At 67.3% G+C, this 17,925-nt stretch carries 17 protein-coding genes; 4 read left to right on the top strand and 13 right to left on the bottom strand.

Annotated features, from left to right (window positions below; translation table 11 throughout):
- Positions 1 to 32: 32 nt before the first annotated feature.
- From ABE423_RS14465 to ABE423_RS14440, 6 genes are all read right to left on the bottom strand, one after another.
- Positions 33 to 527, bottom strand: a complete 495-nt coding sequence (locus tag ABE423_RS14465) for a TPM domain-containing protein (RefSeq protein ID WP_346486515.1) — start codon at positions 525 to 527, stop codon at positions 33 to 35.
- Positions 527 to 1,414 (bottom strand): TPM domain-containing protein, encoded by an 888-nt coding sequence (locus ABE423_RS14460; protein WP_180838332.1) that lies wholly within the window; start codon positions 1,412 to 1,414, stop codon positions 527 to 529. Before ABE423_RS14460 ends, ABE423_RS14465 begins: the two co-directional genes overlap by 1 nt.
- Before the next feature lie 3 nt (positions 1,415 to 1,417).
- Complete coding sequence (locus ABE423_RS14455) at positions 1,418 to 2,038, bottom strand: LemA family protein (RefSeq protein WP_032130538.1); 621 nt, start codon at positions 2,036 to 2,038, stop codon at positions 1,418 to 1,420.
- 626 nt (positions 2,039 to 2,664) lie between these two features.
- Entirely contained in the window at positions 2,665 to 3,825 is a 1,161-nt protein-coding gene (locus ABE423_RS14450; protein WP_032129923.1) for an MFS transporter, read from the bottom strand.
- Positions 3,826 to 4,045: 220 nt separating this feature from the next.
- Complete coding sequence (locus tag ABE423_RS14445; protein ID WP_004144462.1) at positions 4,046 to 4,795, bottom strand: TerC family protein; 750 nt, start codon at positions 4,793 to 4,795, stop codon at positions 4,046 to 4,048.
- A gap of 32 nt (positions 4,796 to 4,827) precedes the next feature.
- A complete protein-coding gene (locus ABE423_RS14440) occupies positions 4,828 to 5,223 on the bottom strand; it encodes a diacylglycerol kinase (RefSeq protein ID WP_032129924.1) in 396 nt (131 codons plus the stop codon).
- A 213-nt stretch (positions 5,224 to 5,436) separates the two neighbouring features.
- On the opposite strand from ABE423_RS14440, the gene ABE423_RS14435 reads away from it, so the two are divergent.
- Positions 5,437 to 6,138, top strand: coding sequence for an SGNH/GDSL hydrolase family protein (locus tag ABE423_RS14435; RefSeq protein ID WP_346486512.1), 702 nt, complete (start codon positions 5,437 to 5,439; stop codon positions 6,136 to 6,138).
- 231 nt (positions 6,139 to 6,369) lie between these two features.
- Here the strand turns inward: ABE423_RS14435 and ABE423_RS14430 are convergent, their stop codons facing one another.
- The 3 genes from ABE423_RS14430 to ABE423_RS14420 all read right to left on the bottom strand — a co-directional run bounded on the left by ABE423_RS14430 (position 6,370) and on the right by ABE423_RS14420 (position 9,242).
- The gene (locus tag ABE423_RS14430; protein ID WP_032129926.1) at positions 6,370 to 7,641 is read right to left on the bottom strand and encodes a HAMP domain-containing sensor histidine kinase; all 1,272 of its coding nucleotides are present in this window, start codon (positions 7,639 to 7,641) and stop codon (positions 6,370 to 6,372) included.
- 155 nt (positions 7,642 to 7,796) lie between these two features.
- On the bottom strand, positions 7,797 to 8,510 hold the full coding sequence (locus ABE423_RS14425) for a response regulator transcription factor (RefSeq protein ID WP_002811889.1): 714 nt from the start codon (positions 8,508 to 8,510) through the stop codon (positions 7,797 to 7,799).
- An 87-nt stretch (positions 8,511 to 8,597) separates the two neighbouring features.
- Positions 8,598 to 9,242, bottom strand: a complete 645-nt coding sequence (locus ABE423_RS14420; RefSeq protein ID WP_004144386.1) for an arylesterase — start codon at positions 9,240 to 9,242, stop codon at positions 8,598 to 8,600.
- Positions 9,243 to 9,317: 75 nt separating this feature from the next.
- Between ABE423_RS14420 and ABE423_RS14415 the strand changes: the two genes are divergently transcribed.
- The 3 genes from ABE423_RS14415 (at position 9,318) to ABE423_RS14405 (ending at position 13,073) form a co-directional block, all read left to right on the top strand.
- A complete protein-coding gene (locus ABE423_RS14415) occupies positions 9,318 to 9,965 on the top strand; it encodes an ATP-binding cassette domain-containing protein (protein ID WP_346486510.1) in 648 nt (215 codons plus the stop codon).
- On the top strand, positions 9,962 to 12,478 hold the full coding sequence (locus ABE423_RS14410) for an FtsX-like permease family protein (protein WP_346486508.1): 2,517 nt from the start codon (positions 9,962 to 9,964) through the stop codon (positions 12,476 to 12,478). Before ABE423_RS14415 ends, ABE423_RS14410 begins: the two co-directional genes overlap by 4 nt.
- A gap of 109 nt (positions 12,479 to 12,587) precedes the next feature.
- Complete coding sequence (locus ABE423_RS14405) at positions 12,588 to 13,073, top strand: hypothetical protein (RefSeq protein ID WP_346486506.1); 486 nt, start codon at positions 12,588 to 12,590, stop codon at positions 13,071 to 13,073.
- Positions 13,074 to 13,405: 332 nt separating this feature from the next.
- Here ABE423_RS14405 and ABE423_RS14400 read toward each other — a convergent pair whose 3' ends face one another.
- From ABE423_RS14400 to ABE423_RS14385, 4 genes are all read right to left on the bottom strand, one after another.
- Positions 13,406 to 14,332 (bottom strand): DUF6607 family protein, encoded by a 927-nt coding sequence (locus tag ABE423_RS14400; protein ID WP_346486504.1) that lies wholly within the window; start codon positions 14,330 to 14,332, stop codon positions 13,406 to 13,408.
- Between the two features lie 73 nt (positions 14,333 to 14,405).
- Positions 14,406 to 15,005: a hypothetical protein gene (locus tag ABE423_RS14395; protein WP_032129934.1), complete on the bottom strand. Its 600-nt coding sequence runs from the start codon at positions 15,003 to 15,005 to the stop codon at positions 14,406 to 14,408.
- A gap of 4 nt (positions 15,006 to 15,009) precedes the next feature.
- Positions 15,010 to 17,217: a TonB-dependent hemoglobin/transferrin/lactoferrin family receptor gene (locus ABE423_RS14390; protein WP_346486527.1), complete on the bottom strand. Its 2,208-nt coding sequence runs from the start codon at positions 17,215 to 17,217 to the stop codon at positions 15,010 to 15,012.
- A gap of 189 nt (positions 17,218 to 17,406) precedes the next feature.
- Positions 17,407 to 17,601, bottom strand: a complete 195-nt coding sequence (locus ABE423_RS14385) for a hemin uptake protein HemP (RefSeq protein WP_005412278.1) — start codon at positions 17,599 to 17,601, stop codon at positions 17,407 to 17,409.
- Between the last annotated feature and the right edge of the window lie 324 nt (positions 17,602 to 17,925).

Raw genomic sequence — 17,925 nt, 5'->3', positions numbered from 1 at the left:
AACGCCTATTCTCGGGCCAGTGCCGCCCCGGCTCAACCAAGGAGCTGGGGCGTGTTGGGCAGGCCGTCATCGTTCGACCGCGTCGAGGCCGGAAAGTGCCCTTCGATCAGGGTGGAGACCTCGTCGATGGCATCCTGCAGCGCTTCCACCGGATGGGAACCACGCAGCCCCTCGCGCAGGTGGGTGCAGACCCGCTGCCACTGTGCCGGGCTGACCCGGCCCTGCAGGCCACGGTCGGCGACGATCTCGATGGCGTGGTCAGCCAGCAGGAGGTAGATCAGCACGCCGTTGTTGTGGGTGGTATCCCAGGTGCGCAGGCGTGCAAAGGCGTGCTCGGCGGCCTGGCGCGGGGTCACCCTGTGCCACAGCGCACCCAGCGGCAGGTCCGCTTCCACTGCGAACATCACCTGCCCGCCATGGCGCTGCTCACCGGCCGCGATGGCCTCGGTGATCGCCTGCAGTGTGGCCGGCGGGAACGCGCGCCGCACCGAGGGCGAAAACACGTGCCGACATAGACGTTGGATCATCACCAGCCCCCCGAAGCACCGCCACCACCGGAGCGGCCACCACCGCCACCCCAGCCGCCGCCACCACCAAATCCACCGCCCCCGCCGAAGCCGCCTCCGCCACCCCAGCTGCCACCGCCCCAGCCGCCGCCGCCGGCAAAGCGGCCCGGATGACCGGAGAGCATGGCCACGATCAGCCCTACGACGCCTGCCAGGCCACTGGCCAGCAGCGTGGACGTGAACAGGAACGCCGCCAGCGCTGCACCGGCACCACCCAGCAGGCCACGCAGCGGTCGCGGCACGCGCGAGAACACGCCGCGCAGGATGCTGCCGGCGAACACACCGATGAACAACGCCAGGAACCAGGTATCGCCGCCACCACCAGGTTCCCGACCGCGATGGCCGCTGACCGGTGCCGGCAGCGTTTCGCCGTCGATCAGCTTGACCAGCACCGCCGTGGCGTCGGTGATGCCACCGGCGTAGTCGCCGCTGCGGAAGCGCGGCACCAGGTATTCCTGGATGACCCGGTTGGCGATGGCATCGGGAATGGCGCCTTCCAGACCGTAGCCCGGCTCGATGCGCACGCGCCGGTCGTCCTTGGCCACCACCAGCAGCACCCCGTCATCCACGCCCTTGCGGCCGATCTGCCACTGGTCGAAGACCCGCGTGGTGTACTGCGCGATGTCTTCCGGCTGGGTGGTCGGCACCACCAGCACCTGCAGCTGGCTGCCCTTGCGCTGCTGCAGTTCGATCGCCTGCTGCACCAGCGCCTCCTTCTGCGCGGCATCCAGCGTGCCGGTGGTATCGACCACCGGCGAATCCAGCGCAGGAACCGGCGCCAGCTGCTGCGCATGCGAGGCCAGCGGCAGCCACAGCAGCAGGGCCAGCAGCGCAGAGGCCAGGCGCATCGATCAGGTCCCCGGCTGCGGTGCCGGCTGCTGCTGCGGCGCGTTGCCGAAATCGACCGCCGGCGCGTTGGAGATCTGCGCTTCGTTGTCCACGGTGAAGTTCGGCTTGGTCTTGTAGCCGAAGATCTTGGCGGTGATCACCTGCGGGAACGAGCGGATGTAGGTGTTGTAGTCCTGCACCTGCTGGATGTAACGGCCACGGGCGACGGTGACCCGGTTCTCGGTACCTTCCAACTGCGCCTGCAGGTCGCGGAAGTTCTGGTTCGACTTCAGTTCCGGATAGTTCTCGGTGACCACCAGCAGCCGCGACAGCGCGCTGCCAAGTTCGCCCTGTGCCTGCTGGAACTGCTTGAGCGAGGCTTCGTCGTCGGCATTGACGTTGATCTGGCCGACACGCGAACGGGCGTTGGTCACTTCAGTCAGCACGCGCTCTTCCTGGCTGGCGAAGCCCTTCACGGTCTGCACCAGGTTGGGCACCAGGTCGGCGCGACGCTTGTACTGGTTGATGACCTCCGACCAGCTGGCCTTGACCGCTTCATCCTTCTGCTGGATGGCGTTGTAGCCGCAGCCGGAGAGCAGGGAGGCCAACAGCATCAGGGGCAGGACACGGGTGAACAGGCGCATGGCGGAGGTTCCGGGTGGGCTTGGCGCCGAGCATGCCATGGTTCGGGTGAAAGACCGGCCATCGGGCGCCGCCCCCTCCGCGGTGGTTGTTTGCTGGTTCTCTGGGGGTGGCCGGGTGGGGGGGTTGGCTGGGGGGCGCTGCAAGTACGTCCATGTAAGCTCGATCGCCGCTTGCTCGTGTGCGCTGTCCTGCGCGCACGGCAAGGCCAGGGTCGGGCGTCCTGCCCAACCCGCCCGAGGCATGCCTCGGGCCCATGCGGCTCACGCCCCCAGCCAACCCACCCTCCCGGCCACGGACAATTTCCTGCGCACCGCGGGAAGATCAAAAGAAAAAACAAAAGCAAAAGCCGGTTCTTCAGGCATTCGTGTCGACCAAGGTCGACACCTACCAAAGCAGAACGACGTTCCGACAGACCGCGGAAAACTGTCGAAGGCGGGGTGGGTGCGCGTGGGGGGGGGGGGGCGGGCGGGTTTTCGAAACCTCAACACCTTCTTTTGTTTAGACACCCCCCCCCCCCCCCCCCCCCCCCCCCCCCCCGCCAACCCACGGAATGCGGGCTGTTGCTGTTGCTGTTGCTGTTGCTTCGGCGGGTGCAGGGTGCAGCCCTGCCGGAAACCCTCCCCTCTCAGCAAGCCTCAGCCACCGCAGTGCGCGGACGCCCCAGCCATGCCAGCAGCAACCCCGAGGCCGCCAGCAGGCCACCGGCCACCGGAATCGCGGCATAGCCCAGGCCCGAACTGATCACCGCACCGCCCAGCGCCGCACCCACGGCATTGCCCAGGTTGAACGCACCGACGTTGATCGACGACGCCAGTCCCGGCGCCTCGCTGGCCGCCTGCATCACCCGGATCTGCAACGGCGGCACGATGGCGAAAGTCGCCGCACCGAACAGCAGCACGCCCAGCGCCGCCGTGGCGTGATTCATGAAGGCCAGCGGCAGCACGAACATCAACACGGCCAGGACCGCCAGCAGGATGCGGGTGGCACCATCCAGCGACCAGTCGGCCATGCGCCCACCGATGCCGTTGCCGAAGGTGAAGCCGATACCGATCAGCGCCAGCGACATCGCGATGAAGGCGTTGGAGGCACCGGTCAGTTCGGTCAGCACCGGTGCCACGTAGGTGTAGAGGGTGAACATCGCGCCGGCGCCAAGCACGGTGGTAGCCATCGCCAGCAGCACCTGCGGCTGCAGGATCGCTCTCAGTTCGCGGCGCACGTCCGGGCGCGGCCCCGGCGCGGATGCCGGCAGCGCGAGGCCGAGCGCGGTGATCGCGACCAGGCCCAGCACCGCAGTACCGGCGAAGGACAGACGCCAGCCCAGCTGCTGGCCCACCCAGGTGGCCAGCGGCACACCGCCGATGTTGGCGATGGTCAGGCCCATGAACATGGTGGCCACGGCGGCAGCCTGCTTGTCCTTCGGCACCAGGCTGGCGGCAACCACCGCACCGATGCCGAAGAAGGCACCGTGATTGAGGCTGGTGACCAGACGCGACAGCAACAGCAGGCCGTAGTTCGGGGCCAGTGCCGAGAGCAGGTTGCCGACCACGAAGATCGACATCAGCAGCATCAGCGCGGTGCGCTTGCCAAACCGTCCCATCAGCAGGGTCATCACCGGCGCGCCCAGCATCACGCCCACGGCATAGGCGGTGATCAGCATGCCGGCGGTGGGAATGTTCACGCCGACGCCGTCGGCAATGACGGGCAGCAGGCCCATCGGCGCGAATTCAGTGGTGCCGATGGCGAAGGCGCCGACAGCAAGGGCCAACAAGGCGGCTCTGGAGTTCATGGGGTCATCCTGCGTGGGGCAGGTCCTGGAAAAGAGCGCGTAGCCTGCGCGCTTTGCTGCCGCGGATTAAGCCTCGCCCCGGGAAAACACTGTTGACCTCAATTCACAGCTGGCGGGAACCTCCCCGCCGGGCATGGCCCGGCGAGCCCAATCGGTCCCATAACGCAGAACCCCCGGCGCTGGCCGGGGGTTCTGGAAGACACATTGGCCTGTGATCTGCTTACCAGTCGCCAGCACCCGGCACATGGTGATCGCGTGCGCGGCGGCGCATCAGCAGGTTCAGCCATTCCACCAGCACCGAGAAGCCCATGGCGGCATAGATGTAGGGCTTGGGCACGTGCACGTCCAGGCCATCCAGGATCAGCACCGCACCGATCAACAGGATGAAGGCCAGTGCCAGCATCTTCACGGTCGGGTTTGCGTCGATGAAGCGGCCCAGCGGGTTGGCGGCCAGCAGCATCACCAGCACCGACAGCAGGATGGCGGCGACCATCACCGGGATGTGATCGGCGATGCCGACGGCGGTGATCACCGAGTCCAGCGAGAACACGATGTCGATGATGGCGATCTGCAGGATGACCATGCCGAATACACCCGAGGCCTTGCTGGTGGCTGGGTTCTCGTCTTCGCCACCGGTGATCAGTTCCTTGATCTCCATGTAGCCCTTGATGATCAGGAACAGGCCACCGACGATCAGCACCAGATCTCGGATGGAGATGCCCATACCAGCCACGGTGAACAGGTTGGCGGACATGTGCGCCAGATAGGCCAGCGACACCAGCAGGGCGATGCGGGTGATGCAGGCCACGGCGATGCCGAGCTTGCGCGCGAACGGGCGACGCTCTTCCGGCAGCTTGCTGACCGCGATGGAAATGAACACCAGGTTGTCGATGCCGAGCACGATTTCCAGTGCGCTCAGGGTGAACAGGGTCACCCAGGCATTGGGGTCGGCGAGGAACTCAAAGGACATGGAAACTCTTCAGGGCAGTGGGGGAATGGGGATCAGCCGTAATTGCCGGCCATTGCATGCGGGACCACAACCAGCGCCCAGCACAGAAGCACGTTCATCATCAGCACGAAGACCGCCGCCGAACCCATGTCCTTGGCGCGGCCGGCCAGCTCGTGGATCTCGCTGCCGTAACGTTCGATCACCGCCTCGATGGCCGAGTTGGCCAGTTCCATCGCCAGCACCAGCAGCATCGAGCCGATCAGCAGCGCGCGCTCGACCGGGGTCTGGCCCAGCCAGACCGCGACCGGCGTCAGCAGGATCAGCAGGTAGACCTCCAGCCGGAACGAGGACTCATGCAGCCAGGCGGCGCGCAGGCCCTGCCAGGACCAGCGCGCGGCCTGGAAGATGCGGCGCGGGCCGCGGGGCAGATGGCCGAACTGATCAGCCACGGGTGGAACATCCAGCAACAGGGGCGCGGCGCAGCGACCGCTCAGACGCACGGCAGGGAATCATGGGTGCACAGGGATAGGCAGATGGCCGCCATTTTGCCACAAGGCCGCCAGCCGCATCCCGGCACCGGCCCGGTGAATGGACTGCCAGGGGCAAGCCCCGGCCCGCCCCAGCTTCTATGATGGCTTTCCTCTTCCCTGCTGGAGCGCCTGATGTCCCGTCGCCGTACCTGCCTGCTGATGCTGGGCCTGCTGACCGCCGCCCCCCTGGCCCAGGCGCTGAGCCCGGCCAAGCCGCCGCGCGTGCCCGAGCAGGTCTCCAACGTGGCCTGGGCCGGCGACATGGCCCACTTTGCCAGCGCCGACCAGGCCAGCCCGCCGCCACGGGGCGGCATCGAGTTCATCGGCAGCTCCTCGATCCGCATGTGGGAAGGCCTGGCAGCCGACTTCCCCGGCCAGCCGGTGTTCAACCGTGGTTTCGGCGGCTCGGAAGTGCGTGACAGCACCTGGTATGCCGACCGCATCGTGGTGCCGTATGCACCGTGCAAGGTGTTCTTCTACGCCGGTGACAACGACCTCAACAGCGGCCGCAGCGCCGTGCAGGTGCGCGACGATGTGGTTGCCTTCGTGCAGCGCGTGCATCGCGACCTGCCGAAGACGAAGGTGGAGTACCTGTCGATCAAGCCAAGCCCGTCGCGCGCGCACCTGCTGCCGGCGATCAACGAGGCCAACACGCTGATCAAGGCAGCTCTGGCCAAGCTGCCCAACACCGGTTTCACCGACGTCTACACGCCGATGCTGGGCGCCGACGGCCAGCCGGATGCGTCGCTGTTCCGCGAGGACATGCTGCACATGACCCCGGCCGGCTATGCGATCTGGACCAAGGCGCTGGCGCCGAAGGTGAAGTGCAACTGAGCAACCCCATCCACGCATGGCGTGGATCTACTGCGGATCGCGGGAAACTGTCGAAGGCGGGGCGGTGTGGGTTTGCAGGACCGTTGGCGCCATGGATGGCGCCATCGAGCCCCCATGGACGGGTTTACGGCGTGTCCTGCAAACCCACACCGCCCCGCCATTTCACGGAATGCCCGCTTTTGATGTTGATGTCGCCTCGGCGGGTGCCGGGCGCAGCCCGGCAAAAGCCCTCTACCGGAAGATCACCGTGGCCTCGGTGCCCTGACCCGGCTCGCTGGCCAGGCTGACCTTCCAACCAAAGCGATCGCACAGCCGGCGCACGATCGACAGGCCCAGGCCGGTGCCCTGCGGGCGGCTCGGCTCGGCGCGGTAGAACGGCTCGAAGGCCCGCGACAGTGCGTCGGCCGACATGCCGATACCAGTATCGCGCACCACCACCCGATCGTTGTGCACATGCACGTCGATGCGCCCCTCATCGGTGTAACTGCACGCGTTGCGCACCAGGTTGCTGACCACCACCTGCAGCACCCGCGGCGGCGCATGCAGCTGCACCGGGCCATCGCTGTGCAGGTGCACCGACACCGGGCGCGTACCCAGCAGTTCGTTGGCGTTGTCCACTTCGTAGCGGACGATGTCGTTGACGTCGAACAGCTCGACTTGGGGCTCGACGTCGGCCTCGCGGGCCAGGATCAGGAAGGCATCGATCACCGCCTCCATGTCACGGCCGGCACGCTGGATGCGCTGCAGGCTGCGGCGCAGGCGCGGCTCCAGGCTGTCATCGCCCAGCGCCATGTCGCTGGCCACGCGGATGACGGTCAACGGTGTGCGCAGTTCATGGCTGGCATCGCGGGTGAAATTGCGCTCGCGCGCCACGTGCGCGCTGACCCGGTTGGCCAGCGAATGCAGTGCGGCCGCCAGCTGCCGGGTCTCGCCCTGCATGTCCGCCGGCAGCTTGTTCGGCTCCAGGTCGGCCGCCTCCGGGTGGCCCGGGTCCCAGCGCGAGACGCGCCGCGCCAGCCAGTTCACCGGCGATACCAGGCGCTTGGACGCACGATAGGTGACCCAACTGGCGCCATACACCGCCAGCAGGGTCAGCAGCACCGGCACGATGCCGAACCAGAACGCCAGCATCTCCGCACGCGAACGCAGGAATACCAGGTAAAGGCGGCCGGCCGGGCGCACATCGACCAGCACCAGCTGGTCGTCCTTGGGCAGTTCGTGGAAGCCGGGCTCCAGGTTGCGCAGATTGGCCGGCAACGACAGGGCCGACTGCCCGCTTTCCAGCAGGTAGCCACGGATGTTCTGGGTGTTGGGTGGCGGCTGCACCGGCGAGGCCTCGTGCAGCGTCCAGAAGTACGCCGCCTCCTCGCGCAGGGCGGCGCCGACCAGGCTGTGCTTGATCACCAGCGAAACCAGCCACGCACCGAGCAGGATGCCCAGGCTGGCCAGCACTGCCTGCAGGATGAAAGCGATACGGATCTTGCGCGGCAGGCCGTGCGGCATTGCGGGGTCCCGGTCAGAGCGCTGCGATTATAGGCAGCGCACCGCGCCGTTGGGATGCACGGGCGATGACCGGCGGCACTGCCGGACGGTCATCCCCTGCCCTTGTGCCTGGCCGCAGCCCGGCCCGGCCTGCGGCTGCACCGGCGCGGGCCTGCTCAGGCCATCGGCTGGGCGATGTCGGCAATGCGGTAGCCGGCACTCTGCACGGTATGCAGCAGCGGACGGTCGAACGGCTTGTCGATGATCTTGCGCAGGTTGTACAGGTGGCTGCGCAGGGTGTCCGAATCCGGCAGGCCGTTGCCCCAGATCTCGCGTTCGATCTCCTGGCGGGTGACCACGCGCGGCGATTCGCGCATCAGGATGGTCAGCAGGCGCAGGCCGATCGGCGACAGCTGCAGCTCGGTACCGGCACGGGTGGCACGCATGCTGACCGGATCGAGCACCAGGTCGGCGACCTTCAGCACTTCCGAACCCACCTGGCGACGCTCGCGGCGGATCAGCGCGCGCAGGCGGGCTTCCAGCTCCTGGATCGCGAACGGCTTGGTCAGGTAGTCATCGGCGCCGAAACCGAGGCCGGTGAGCTTGTCGTCCAGCGTGTCGCGTGCCGTGAGCATCAGCACCGGGGTGGACTTGCGCGCATCGTTGCGCAGGCGACGGCACACTTCGATGCCATCCAGGCGCGGCAACATCAAGTCGAGCACCACGACGTCATAGCTGTTTTCCGCCGCAAGGCGGTAGCCATCCAGGCCGTCCTGTGCATAGTCGACTTCGAAGCCGCGACCTTCCAGGTATTCCCCGATCATCTCGGAGATGTTGCGGTTGTCTTCGACCACCAGCACCAAGCCGGAGGTCTCCTTCGTCTGACGCATGTGATTCCCTCTAACTTCAGCTTTGTGAAACATGCCGGATCGACGGTGGACGCGATGTGAAGTTCCGTCAAGAGGTAAACAAACGGTTCAGAGCAGCGGTCTGAGCAGCGGCCAGACGTTGTCCAGCACCTTCGGCTGCGCCTGTGCGGTCGGGTGCAGCCCGTCGGCCTGCATCATGCCCGGCTGCAGGGCCACGCCCTCCAGCAGGAAGGGCAGCAGCGGCACCTTGTACTGCGTGGCCAGCGCCTTGTAGGCCGCCGCCAGGCGCTGGCGATAGGCTGGCCCGTAGTTGGGCGGCACGTCGATGCCCAGCAGCAGCACCTTGGCACCGGCCTTCTGGCTGGCCTGCACCATCTTTTCCAGGTTGCCCTGCACCTGCGCCGGGGTCAGCCCGCGCAGTGCATCGTTGCCGCCGAGGGCAATCACCACCACGGTCGGGTTTTCCTTCGCCAGCAGGCCCGGCAGGCGGGTCAGCGCGCCGGCGGTGGTTTCCCCGCTCATGCTGGCGTTGACGATGCGCGCCGGTGTTTTCGACTGCTGCCTGACCCGCTGCTGCAGCAGGCTCACCCAGCCGGCGTCGGCAGGGATATTGTGGGCAGCACTGAGGCTGTCGCCGAGCACCAGCACGGTGCCAGCCGGACCTTTGGCACACGCCAGCCCAGGCAGCAGCAGGAACCCTAGCAGCAGCACCATCATCACGCCGGCTCGCCGGCTCCATCCCGTCTTGCGCATTGGAGTCTCCTCATCGACAGCCTGTCCCCCCGCAGCGCGTCCGTTGCCATCGCCGTCGACCAGGTCGGCAAATCCGTGCAGGGCCCGGAGGGTGAAGTCCACATACTGGACAACATCACCCTGACCGTCCATGAAGGGACCAGCGCGGCCATCGTCGGCGCCTCCGGTTCCGGCAAGACCACCCTGCTCGGCCTGCTGGCCGGGCTGGACCTGCCCAGCCGCGGCCGCATCGCGCTGGCCGGCCAGGACCTGGCGGCGCTGGACGAGGAGACCCGCGCCCAGCTGCGCGCGCGTGAGGTCGGCTTCGTGTTCCAGAGCTTCCATCTGCTGCCGGCACTGACCGCCGCCGAGAATGTCGCGCTGCCGCTGGAACTGGCCGGGCGCGAAGACCGGGCGCGGGTCGAAGAAGTGCTGGCCCAGGTCGGCCTGGCCCATCGCGCCCGCCACTATCCGCGCCAGTTGTCGGGCGGCGAGCAGCAGCGCGTGGCACTGGCACGTGCCTTCGTCACCCGCCCGCGCATCCTGTTCGCCGACGAACCGACCGGCTCGCTGGACCACGCCACCGGCCAGCACATCAGCGACCTGCTGTTCGAACTCAACGCCGGCGGCGGCACCACCCTGGTGCTGGTCACTCACGACCTCCGCCTGGCCCAGCGTTGCCAGTACATCCACCGCATCGACGACGGCCGCCTGCTGCCGGTCGAGCGTGGGGCGCAGGCATGAACCTGCTGCGGCACGCGTGGCGCGCGCTGCGCCGCGAGGCGCTGGCCGGCGACCTGCTGACCGTGTTCGCCGCGCTGGTGCTGGGCGTGGCGGTGATGACCGCGGTCGGCACGCTGGTGAACCGGGTCAACCTGGCACTGACCGGCAGCGCAGCGGAAATGCTAGGCGGCGACCTCGGCATCGCCGGGCGCGATGACCCGCCGCAGGCGTTCGCCGACGAGGCGCAGCGGCGCGGACTGGCCTACACCCGTATCGCCAGCTTCGGCAGCGTGCTGTTCAACGGTGATGCCAGCCAGATGGCCAGCATCAAGGCGGTGCAGGCGGGCTATCCGCTGCGTGGCACGCTGCGGGTGCGGGGCACGCCCGGCGGCGCCTTGATCGACAACGCCGGCATGCCGGCCAAGGGCCAGGCCTATGCCGACCCACGCCTTCTCCAGGGGCTGGGACTGAAGGCCGGTGACGACCTTGAATTCGGCGCTGGCACGCTGCGCATCGCCGGCATCATCGAGGCCGAGCCGGATACCGGCGGCGACCTGCTTACGCTTTCCCCCACCCTGCTGGTCAACCGCGCCGATGTGGAAGGCACCGGCCTGCTCGGTCCGGGTAGCCGCATCAACTACCGGCTGATGTTCGCCGGAGCAGCAGAGCCGATCGCGGCACTTCGGCAATGGCTGCTGCCGCAGGTGAAGGGCCTGCGCCTGCTGAGTGTGGACGACACCCAGCGTGGCGTGCGCCAGGCCTTCGACCTGGCCGGGCGCTTCCTCGGCCTCAGCGCGCTGCTGGCGGTATTGCTGGCCGGTGTTGCCACGGCGCTGGCGGCGAACCGCTTCGCCCTGCGCCGCATCGACCAGGTGGCGATCCTGCGCTGCCTGGGCGCGCGCCAGCGCGACATCCTGTCCGGTCTGGCACTGCAGCTGCTGATGCTGGCGGTGCCGGCCTGCGCACTCGGCATCGGCCTGGGCATGGCGGCGCAGGAGGGCCTGGTGCAGGTGCTGGGCAGTCTGGTGCCGCAGCGCCTGCCGCTGCCCGAGGCAATGCCTGCGCTGACCGGTGCCGGCATCGGGCTGTTGCTGCTGTTCGGCTTCGGCCTGCCGCCGCTGCTGCGCCTGCGCGGGGTGCCGCCGATGCGGGTGCTCAACCGTTCCTTCGCCGCCCTGCCGCCGGCCTCGCTGCTGGCCTACGTGGCTGCCCTGGCGGCCAGCCTGCTGCTGGCGGTGCAGGTCACCGGTGATCTCAAGCTGGCGCTGTGGGTGCTGGGCGGGTTGGCCGCGCTGGCGGTGGCGGCCGGCGTGGTCGGCTTCGTGCTGCTGCAGCTGCTGCGTGGCCTGCAGCACCGCCTGCACGGCCACTGGCGACTGGGCCTGGCCGCGCTGACCCGGCGCCGGATGCTGGCGGTGATGCAGCTGGTCGGGCTGTCGCTGTCGCTGTGCGCGCTGTTGCTGCTGGCGGTGACCGGCCCCGGCCTGCTGCAGCAATGGCGCGAACGCCTGCCCGCGGATACGCCGAACTACTTCCTGATCAACATCCAGCCCGAACAGCGCGACAGCGTGCTGGCCGCACTGCGTGGACTGGGCGCCAACGACGCCAGCATCGAACCGATGGCCACTGGCCGCCTGATCGCGATCAACGGCAAGCCGCCGCTGCGCGTGGACCGCTCGCCTGAACAGAACGGGCAGCCGGCACAGGGCGAAGGCCAGCGCGATGAAGACGACGAGAACCGGCCGTTGAACTTCAGCTGGCGCAGCAGCTTCCCGCCGGCCAACACACTGGTCAACGGCACCTTCTGGAAGGCAGACAGCACCGCCGCCGAAGCCTCGGTGGAAATCGGCTGGGCCAAGCGCTACGGCGTGCATCCCGGCGACCGCATCACCATTGCGGTGGGCGAGCAGGAACGCGAGTTCACTGTCACCAGCGTGCGCAAGGCCGACTGGAACACTTTCCGTCCGAACTTCTTCGTGCTGCTGAACCCGAATGCGGTGGGCGATACGCCACACAACCTGCTGTCGGCATTCCATCTACCGGCCGGCAAGGCCGCCGGACTGGGCGAGCTGGTACGCGCGCAGCCGAACCTGTCGCTGCTGGACGTGGACGCGGTGATCTCGCAGGTGCGCGATGTGATGGAACGGGTGGCGCAGGCGGTGCAGCTGGTGATGGTGTTCAGCCTGCTGGCCGGCATGCTGGTGCTGCTGGCCGCGCTGCAGGCCACGGCGGGCGAACGGCGCTACGACAGCGCGGTGCTGCGCACGCTGGGCGCGACCCGGCGCCAGCTGCGTGGCGCGGTACTGGTGGAATTCGGTGCGCTGGGCACACTGGCGGCGTTGCTGGCGGTGGGCGCGGCCGCTGCGATCGGCGTGGCGGTTTCGCAGAAGGTGTTCGAGCTGCCGTTGCTGCCGCCGTGGCCGGGCCTGCTGATCGGCGGCCTGGTCGGCATCGGCTTGAGCCTGCTGGCAGGCTGGTGGGGTACGCGGGCGATCCTGCATACGCCACCAGCACTGGCCCTGCGCGAAGCCTGACGCGATCGTGACACGCTCGGGTGGGGCGCTATGCTGCGCGCCCCACCCGATCAGATCGTCCGGAAGCGCGGAAGGTTGCTCCCGCGCTCCCGAGGTTCAAGGAATGAAGATGAAATACAGCCTCTGCCTGCGCATCCTTCTGGCCAGTTCCCCGCTGCTCACCGCGGTGCTGCCCGCAGGCGCCCGCGCGGCGGAGGGCTATGTTCCTGACGCGGTGCAGGCCTTCGTGCTGGAAACGGTGCTGGCCGATGAAGCGCAAGCCTTCCTCGAGGGCCACCCGACCTATCTGGTTCCGGCCAGCGTGTCACGCACGCGCAGCGATGCCGGCGTGGTGGCCGACCTGCGTGCTGAGTTCGACCGGTTCTACCGGGGCCAACCGAAGCCGAGAAAGGAAGTGGCGCACATGGCGATCCTCGTCGCACAGACCGCGCTGCTGCTGCCGGACCGGAGCGCCTGCAGCACGGATCGAGTGCGTTGCCACCAAGCTGCCATGGGCGTCCGCACCCGCGATGACGAGGCCAGCCTGCAGGCCACCTTGCGTGCGTTCCAGGACGCTGGGCTGGACCTGACCACCTTGAGTGGGCCGGCGTCCTGAGTGCATCGCATCCACGCATGGCATGGATGCAGCGTGCGATCACCGATGGAGAGCGTGCCGAGCAAGCTCGGCACCTACCAGGAGCGGATATGCGGCACGGTAGATCCACGCCATGCGTAGATGCGGTGTGCAATCGCCAACGAAGAGCGTGCCGAGCAAGCTCGGCACCTACCAGGCGCGGATATCCAGCACGTCACATCCAAACCACGCGTGGATGCGGTGTGCAATCGCCGGCGAAGAGCGTGCCGAGCAAGCTCGGCACCTACCAGAAGCGAACATGCGGCGCGGCACCTGACTAGAGGATCCGCGCCATGAGTCGAGCAGGGCTCGACCTACTGGGCCTTTTCCACGTACTTGGCGAACACGTCGTCGATCTGCTTGTCCTTCACCTTCTTGCCGGCCTGGATCTCTTCGGCCTGGGTGAACATCGGGATGATCATCGCCATGCCGTCGATCTTGGTCTTCAGGTGCACGCCCGGGGCCTGGCCGAGGAAGCCGTCCCAGCGCTGGCGCACCTTGGCCCAGTAACCGGCAGTGGCCTTCCAGTAGTTTCGCGCCGGGGTGAAGTCGACCTCGGTGGTCTTCACGTAGTCGTTGAAGCCGAACTCGCGGGCGATCTCCGCCTGGCTGCCATCGGCGTTGCGCTGCACCTTGGTGTTGAACTGCTCGTGGGTCCAGCCGTTCGGGGTCAGCGTGTGGCGGTTGATCACGGCCAGCGCGTTGTAGTCACTGCGCTTGGTGTACTCGCGGCGCGGCAGCGGACGCCAGCTCAGGTCGCTGGTCCAGCTCGGCACGTTGTTGGTGTAGGTCCAGGTGCCGGTGCCGCAATAGCGCGGTGCGTCGCTCACTTCGTATACGCACTGGGTCCAGGCGCCCTGGTTCACCGCCGCCGGAATGCTGCGCACCTTCCAGGTCTGGTCGGCACTGAACTCGAAACGGTTCGGTGCTTCGTACACCCAGTCCTGGCGCCAGTGCTTGGTGATGTGGCCGCTCTTCTCGTCCAGCAGCAGGTGCTGCAGCACGATGCGCTTCGGCGTGTCTTCGACCACGATGACCACTTCGCTGCCGCCGCTGCGCATCGCCGGCGCGCGCTCGTAGCCCGGCTTCAGCAGCACGGTCTCGTCGAAGGCGAAGTCCACGGTGTACTCACCCTGCATGGCAAGGATGCTGTCGTGGTCACGGGCGATATCGGAGGGCTGCGCGCTGGCCACGCCGCTGGCGGCGAGCACAAGCAGGGCGCTGGCTGTCTGGAGCTTCATCGGGGTCTTCCTTCGGGGTTGCAGATGCGTTGAGAGGCCGTCCGTGGCCGACAGGCGTTCCATCAGGAGTGGGTCACAGGCGGATCAGCGGCAGGTCGCCGGGAATCCGCGGCGCCGGACGCCGCGCGGCATCGGCACAGCAGCAATCGTCGATTGCCAGCTCGCCTTCGGCACCTTCCAGCCGTGCAATGCGGCGCGCGGTGGCTGCGCCCAGCGAGGACAGGGTCGACAGACTGGCGGCCAGCGTGCGGCCATCGTCGGCGGCATGCAGGCGCAGCGCGCACAGGCGCCAGCGCTGGCCACCCAGATGACCGGCCAGGCGTCGCCACAGGCGTTCGCCGACGCTGCCATCGCTGTCGTGCTCGGGCCCCGGCGGCAGCGCAGCCACCAGCCGGTCCCAGGCCAGGAAGTCGCTGTCCGGCAGCAGGTACAGGCGCCACACGCAGCGGCCGCGGCCATCGAGGAAGCACAGGCTTTCGCGCAGGCCTTCGCTGTCCACGCCCTGGCAGGCATGCACGCGTACGGCCTGGCGCCAGCCGCCCAGCTCGTTGCCGTCGGCGTGGTACAGGCACAGCACGGTGCCGAGCGTGGCCAGCTGTGCCGGGGTCGGCCAGGCCGCGCTGTGCGGCGCGGCGATGGAGTCATTCCTGCGTGCGGACAGTGCTCGGCTCATGAGGTCACCAGGAAACGGCAAGGCTGGCGGAGAAGGTGCGGCCCGGGCTGCTGAAACGATCGCTCAGTGCGCGGTTGGTGATCAGGCTCGGGGTGATGGACGACCATTCGATGTAGCGCTTGTCGGCCAGGTTGAACACGCCGACATTGAAGGTGGCACCCGGTGCGAAGTTCCAGTGCGCCATCAGGTCCAGCACGCCATAGCCGGCCGGCTGGTAGACGAACGGCGCCGGTGCGTTCGGATTGGTCTGCGCCGCCGGCGGCGGCAGGCGCTTCTTGCGCTGCACGAAGGTACCGGCCAGTTCGACGCCCCAGGTATCGGTGTCGTACATCAGGCCCAGCGTGCCACGCAGCGGATCGACCGAGGCCAGCGGTTCGTCATCGGTCCGGTTGTCACCACGCGACCAGGCCAGCGCACTGCGCAGCGCCCAACCCTTCAGCGCCGGGCTGAGTTCACCGAACTCGATGCCGGCCTTCATTTCCGCACCATAGATGCGCGCGTCGGCGATGTTCTGCGACTGGAACACCATCAGGCCCTGTGCGTTGCGGCCGGTGTTGACGTTGGACTCGATGAAATCCTTGTAGTCGTTGTAGTAGCCGCTGACGCTGACGTACGCAGCCGGCGCGATGAAGCGCAGGCCCAGTTCGTAGCCGTCGCTGGTTTCCGGCTTCAGGTCCGGGTTGGCGATGGCGGTGTAGCCGAAGGCCACGTTGGTCAGGCCGATGTTGACGTCGTTGTACGGCGGCGAACGGAAGCCACGCGCATAGCCGGCGAACAGCGACCACTGGTCGGTGAAGCGCCAGACCATGCCCAGCTTCGGCGACACGCTGGTCTTCTTCAGCTGCGCCACGGCCGTGGTCGGGTTGTCTTCGGCGAAGATGCTGTCCACTTCCGGCTTCAGCTCGTAACGGTCGACGCGCACGCCCGGCACCAGCGACAGCTTGCCGTCGGCCAGGCGCATTTCATCCTGCGCGTACAGGCCCAACTCGGTGGTCTTGCTGATCGGGAAGTCACGCACCGGGAAGGTGTCGGGGGTAACGATGTTGCTGACCACACCGGCACGGTTGACCTGGTAGCCGTCGCGCTTCTGGCGGATCTCGGTACGGGTGCCTTCGAAGCCGTAGGTCAATGCGTGCTCGACGCTGCCGGTGCTGAACGCCTTGTTGAACTGCGCCTGCAGGCCAAAGGCATGCTGGTCGAAGGAGAACACGCGGTGACGGCGGCTGCCGTCGGTGCGGGTCTCGTCGGTCTGCTGCCGCGTTTCGCTGTTCTGCGCATACACCTGCCAATGCAGGCTGTCGGCGAACGGCTGGTCCAGCGCATCCATTTCGTGGGCAAAGGACACGCGGGTACGCTTCTGCGTGTCGTGGGACTTCATGCCAGTAGCCGCAGCCATCGCGCCGGGGCGCGGTGCAACGCTGGCAATCGCCGACAACACATTGGTATCGGTGGTGTCTTCGTTGCCTTCCACGGTCAGGCGGAAGCGCTGGTCTTCGCTCGGTGCATAGACCAGCTTGCTGAGCAGGCTGCGGCCGTCGCGGTCCTGCGGATTGGACGCGGTACGGGTGTCGTTGTCGCTGCGCACCGTGCCCTTGTTGTCCGTTTCCTGGCCCTGGTGGTGGTTGACGTTGACCAGGCCGCTCCAGTGGTCGCCACCAAAGGCGGCGGTGGCACCGCCGAGCAGGCCCTTCCACTCACCGTCGTAGCCGAACTTCAGTCCGAAGTAGCTGTTCTTGCCGTCCTTGAGGTAGTCGGCCGGGTCCTTGGTGACGAACGCCACCACGCCGCCCAGCGCATCGGAGCCGTACAGCGAGCTGGCCGGGCCGCGCACGATCTCCACGCGCTTGAGCGTATCGAGGTCGGTGAAATTGCGGTTGGAACTGGCGAACGAACCGATGTCGAACCGGGTCGGCATGACGATGCCATCGGTCTGGATGCGCACACGGTTGCCGTCCAGGCCACGGATGCGGAAACCATCCAGGCCGAAGCGGGTCGCGCTGCGGGTGACCGACAGGCCCGGTTCGTAGCGCACCAGATCCTTGATGTCCTGCACCAGGTGCCGGTCCATCTGCTCGCGGTCGATGACGTCCACGGTGGCCGCCACGTCGCTCACCGCCCGCTCGGTGCGGGTGGCGGTGACCTGCACCCGATCGAATTCGCGCGCGTCGGGCGCAGCGGCGGCAGCAGCGTGGGCGGACAGCGGCAACGCCATCCAGACAGCAAGACACAGGGCGGTATGGCGGGTCATCGGGTTCATTCGGTCAGGCAGGGGAACCCCCGGTTACCGGCACACCTGGAAGGTGCACGCGGTAGACCGAGGGGGAGAGAGCGGGAGCGGGCGGGTCGCCCACCCTGTCGGCGCTGCCGGCAGGAGGGAGGGAGGCGGGCGACCAGGCCGCGATTACTTGGTCAGGATCAGCTTGTCGTTGCTGGTGTGCCGCAGGCGATAGAAGCGGTCGCCGTGCTGGATCAGGATTTCACGACGGCCCTTGAGCAGGGCTTCACTGTCGATGACCTCTTCCGGCGGAACGACGCGGACCGGTCGATCGCGGAGGGTCAGCGTTTCGGGGCGCAGCAGTACAGGTTGAGCATTCATGAGCATCTGGACTCGTGCGAGGGACGAGTTAAATGATAATGATTCTCAGTTGACAATCAACAACCATTCTCAATTTCATTGATGAGATTAATGATCGAATTCTGAAATGCGATAGATTTCATCTATTGAAATATGGGGGCACACGGCTTTTGTAGAGTCGAGCCACGCTCGACTGCTCTCGCGCCGTCGCTTGGAAATGCCCGCGCTACGTGCGGAGTCGAGCATGGCTTGTATGTTCCTCCCGGCTCCTACGCGGTATGTAGGAGCCAGGGTGGAGGGACCGTCAAGCATGCATCTGCGGATACTAGCCGACAGACGAGTCGA

Origin of the sequence: Stenotrophomonas sp. TWI1409, assembly GCF_039673015.1 — a bacterium.
Lineage (GTDB): Bacteria > Pseudomonadota > Gammaproteobacteria > Xanthomonadales > Xanthomonadaceae > Stenotrophomonas > Stenotrophomonas maltophilia_A.
This window is presented reverse-complemented; position numbering and strand designations above follow the sequence as displayed.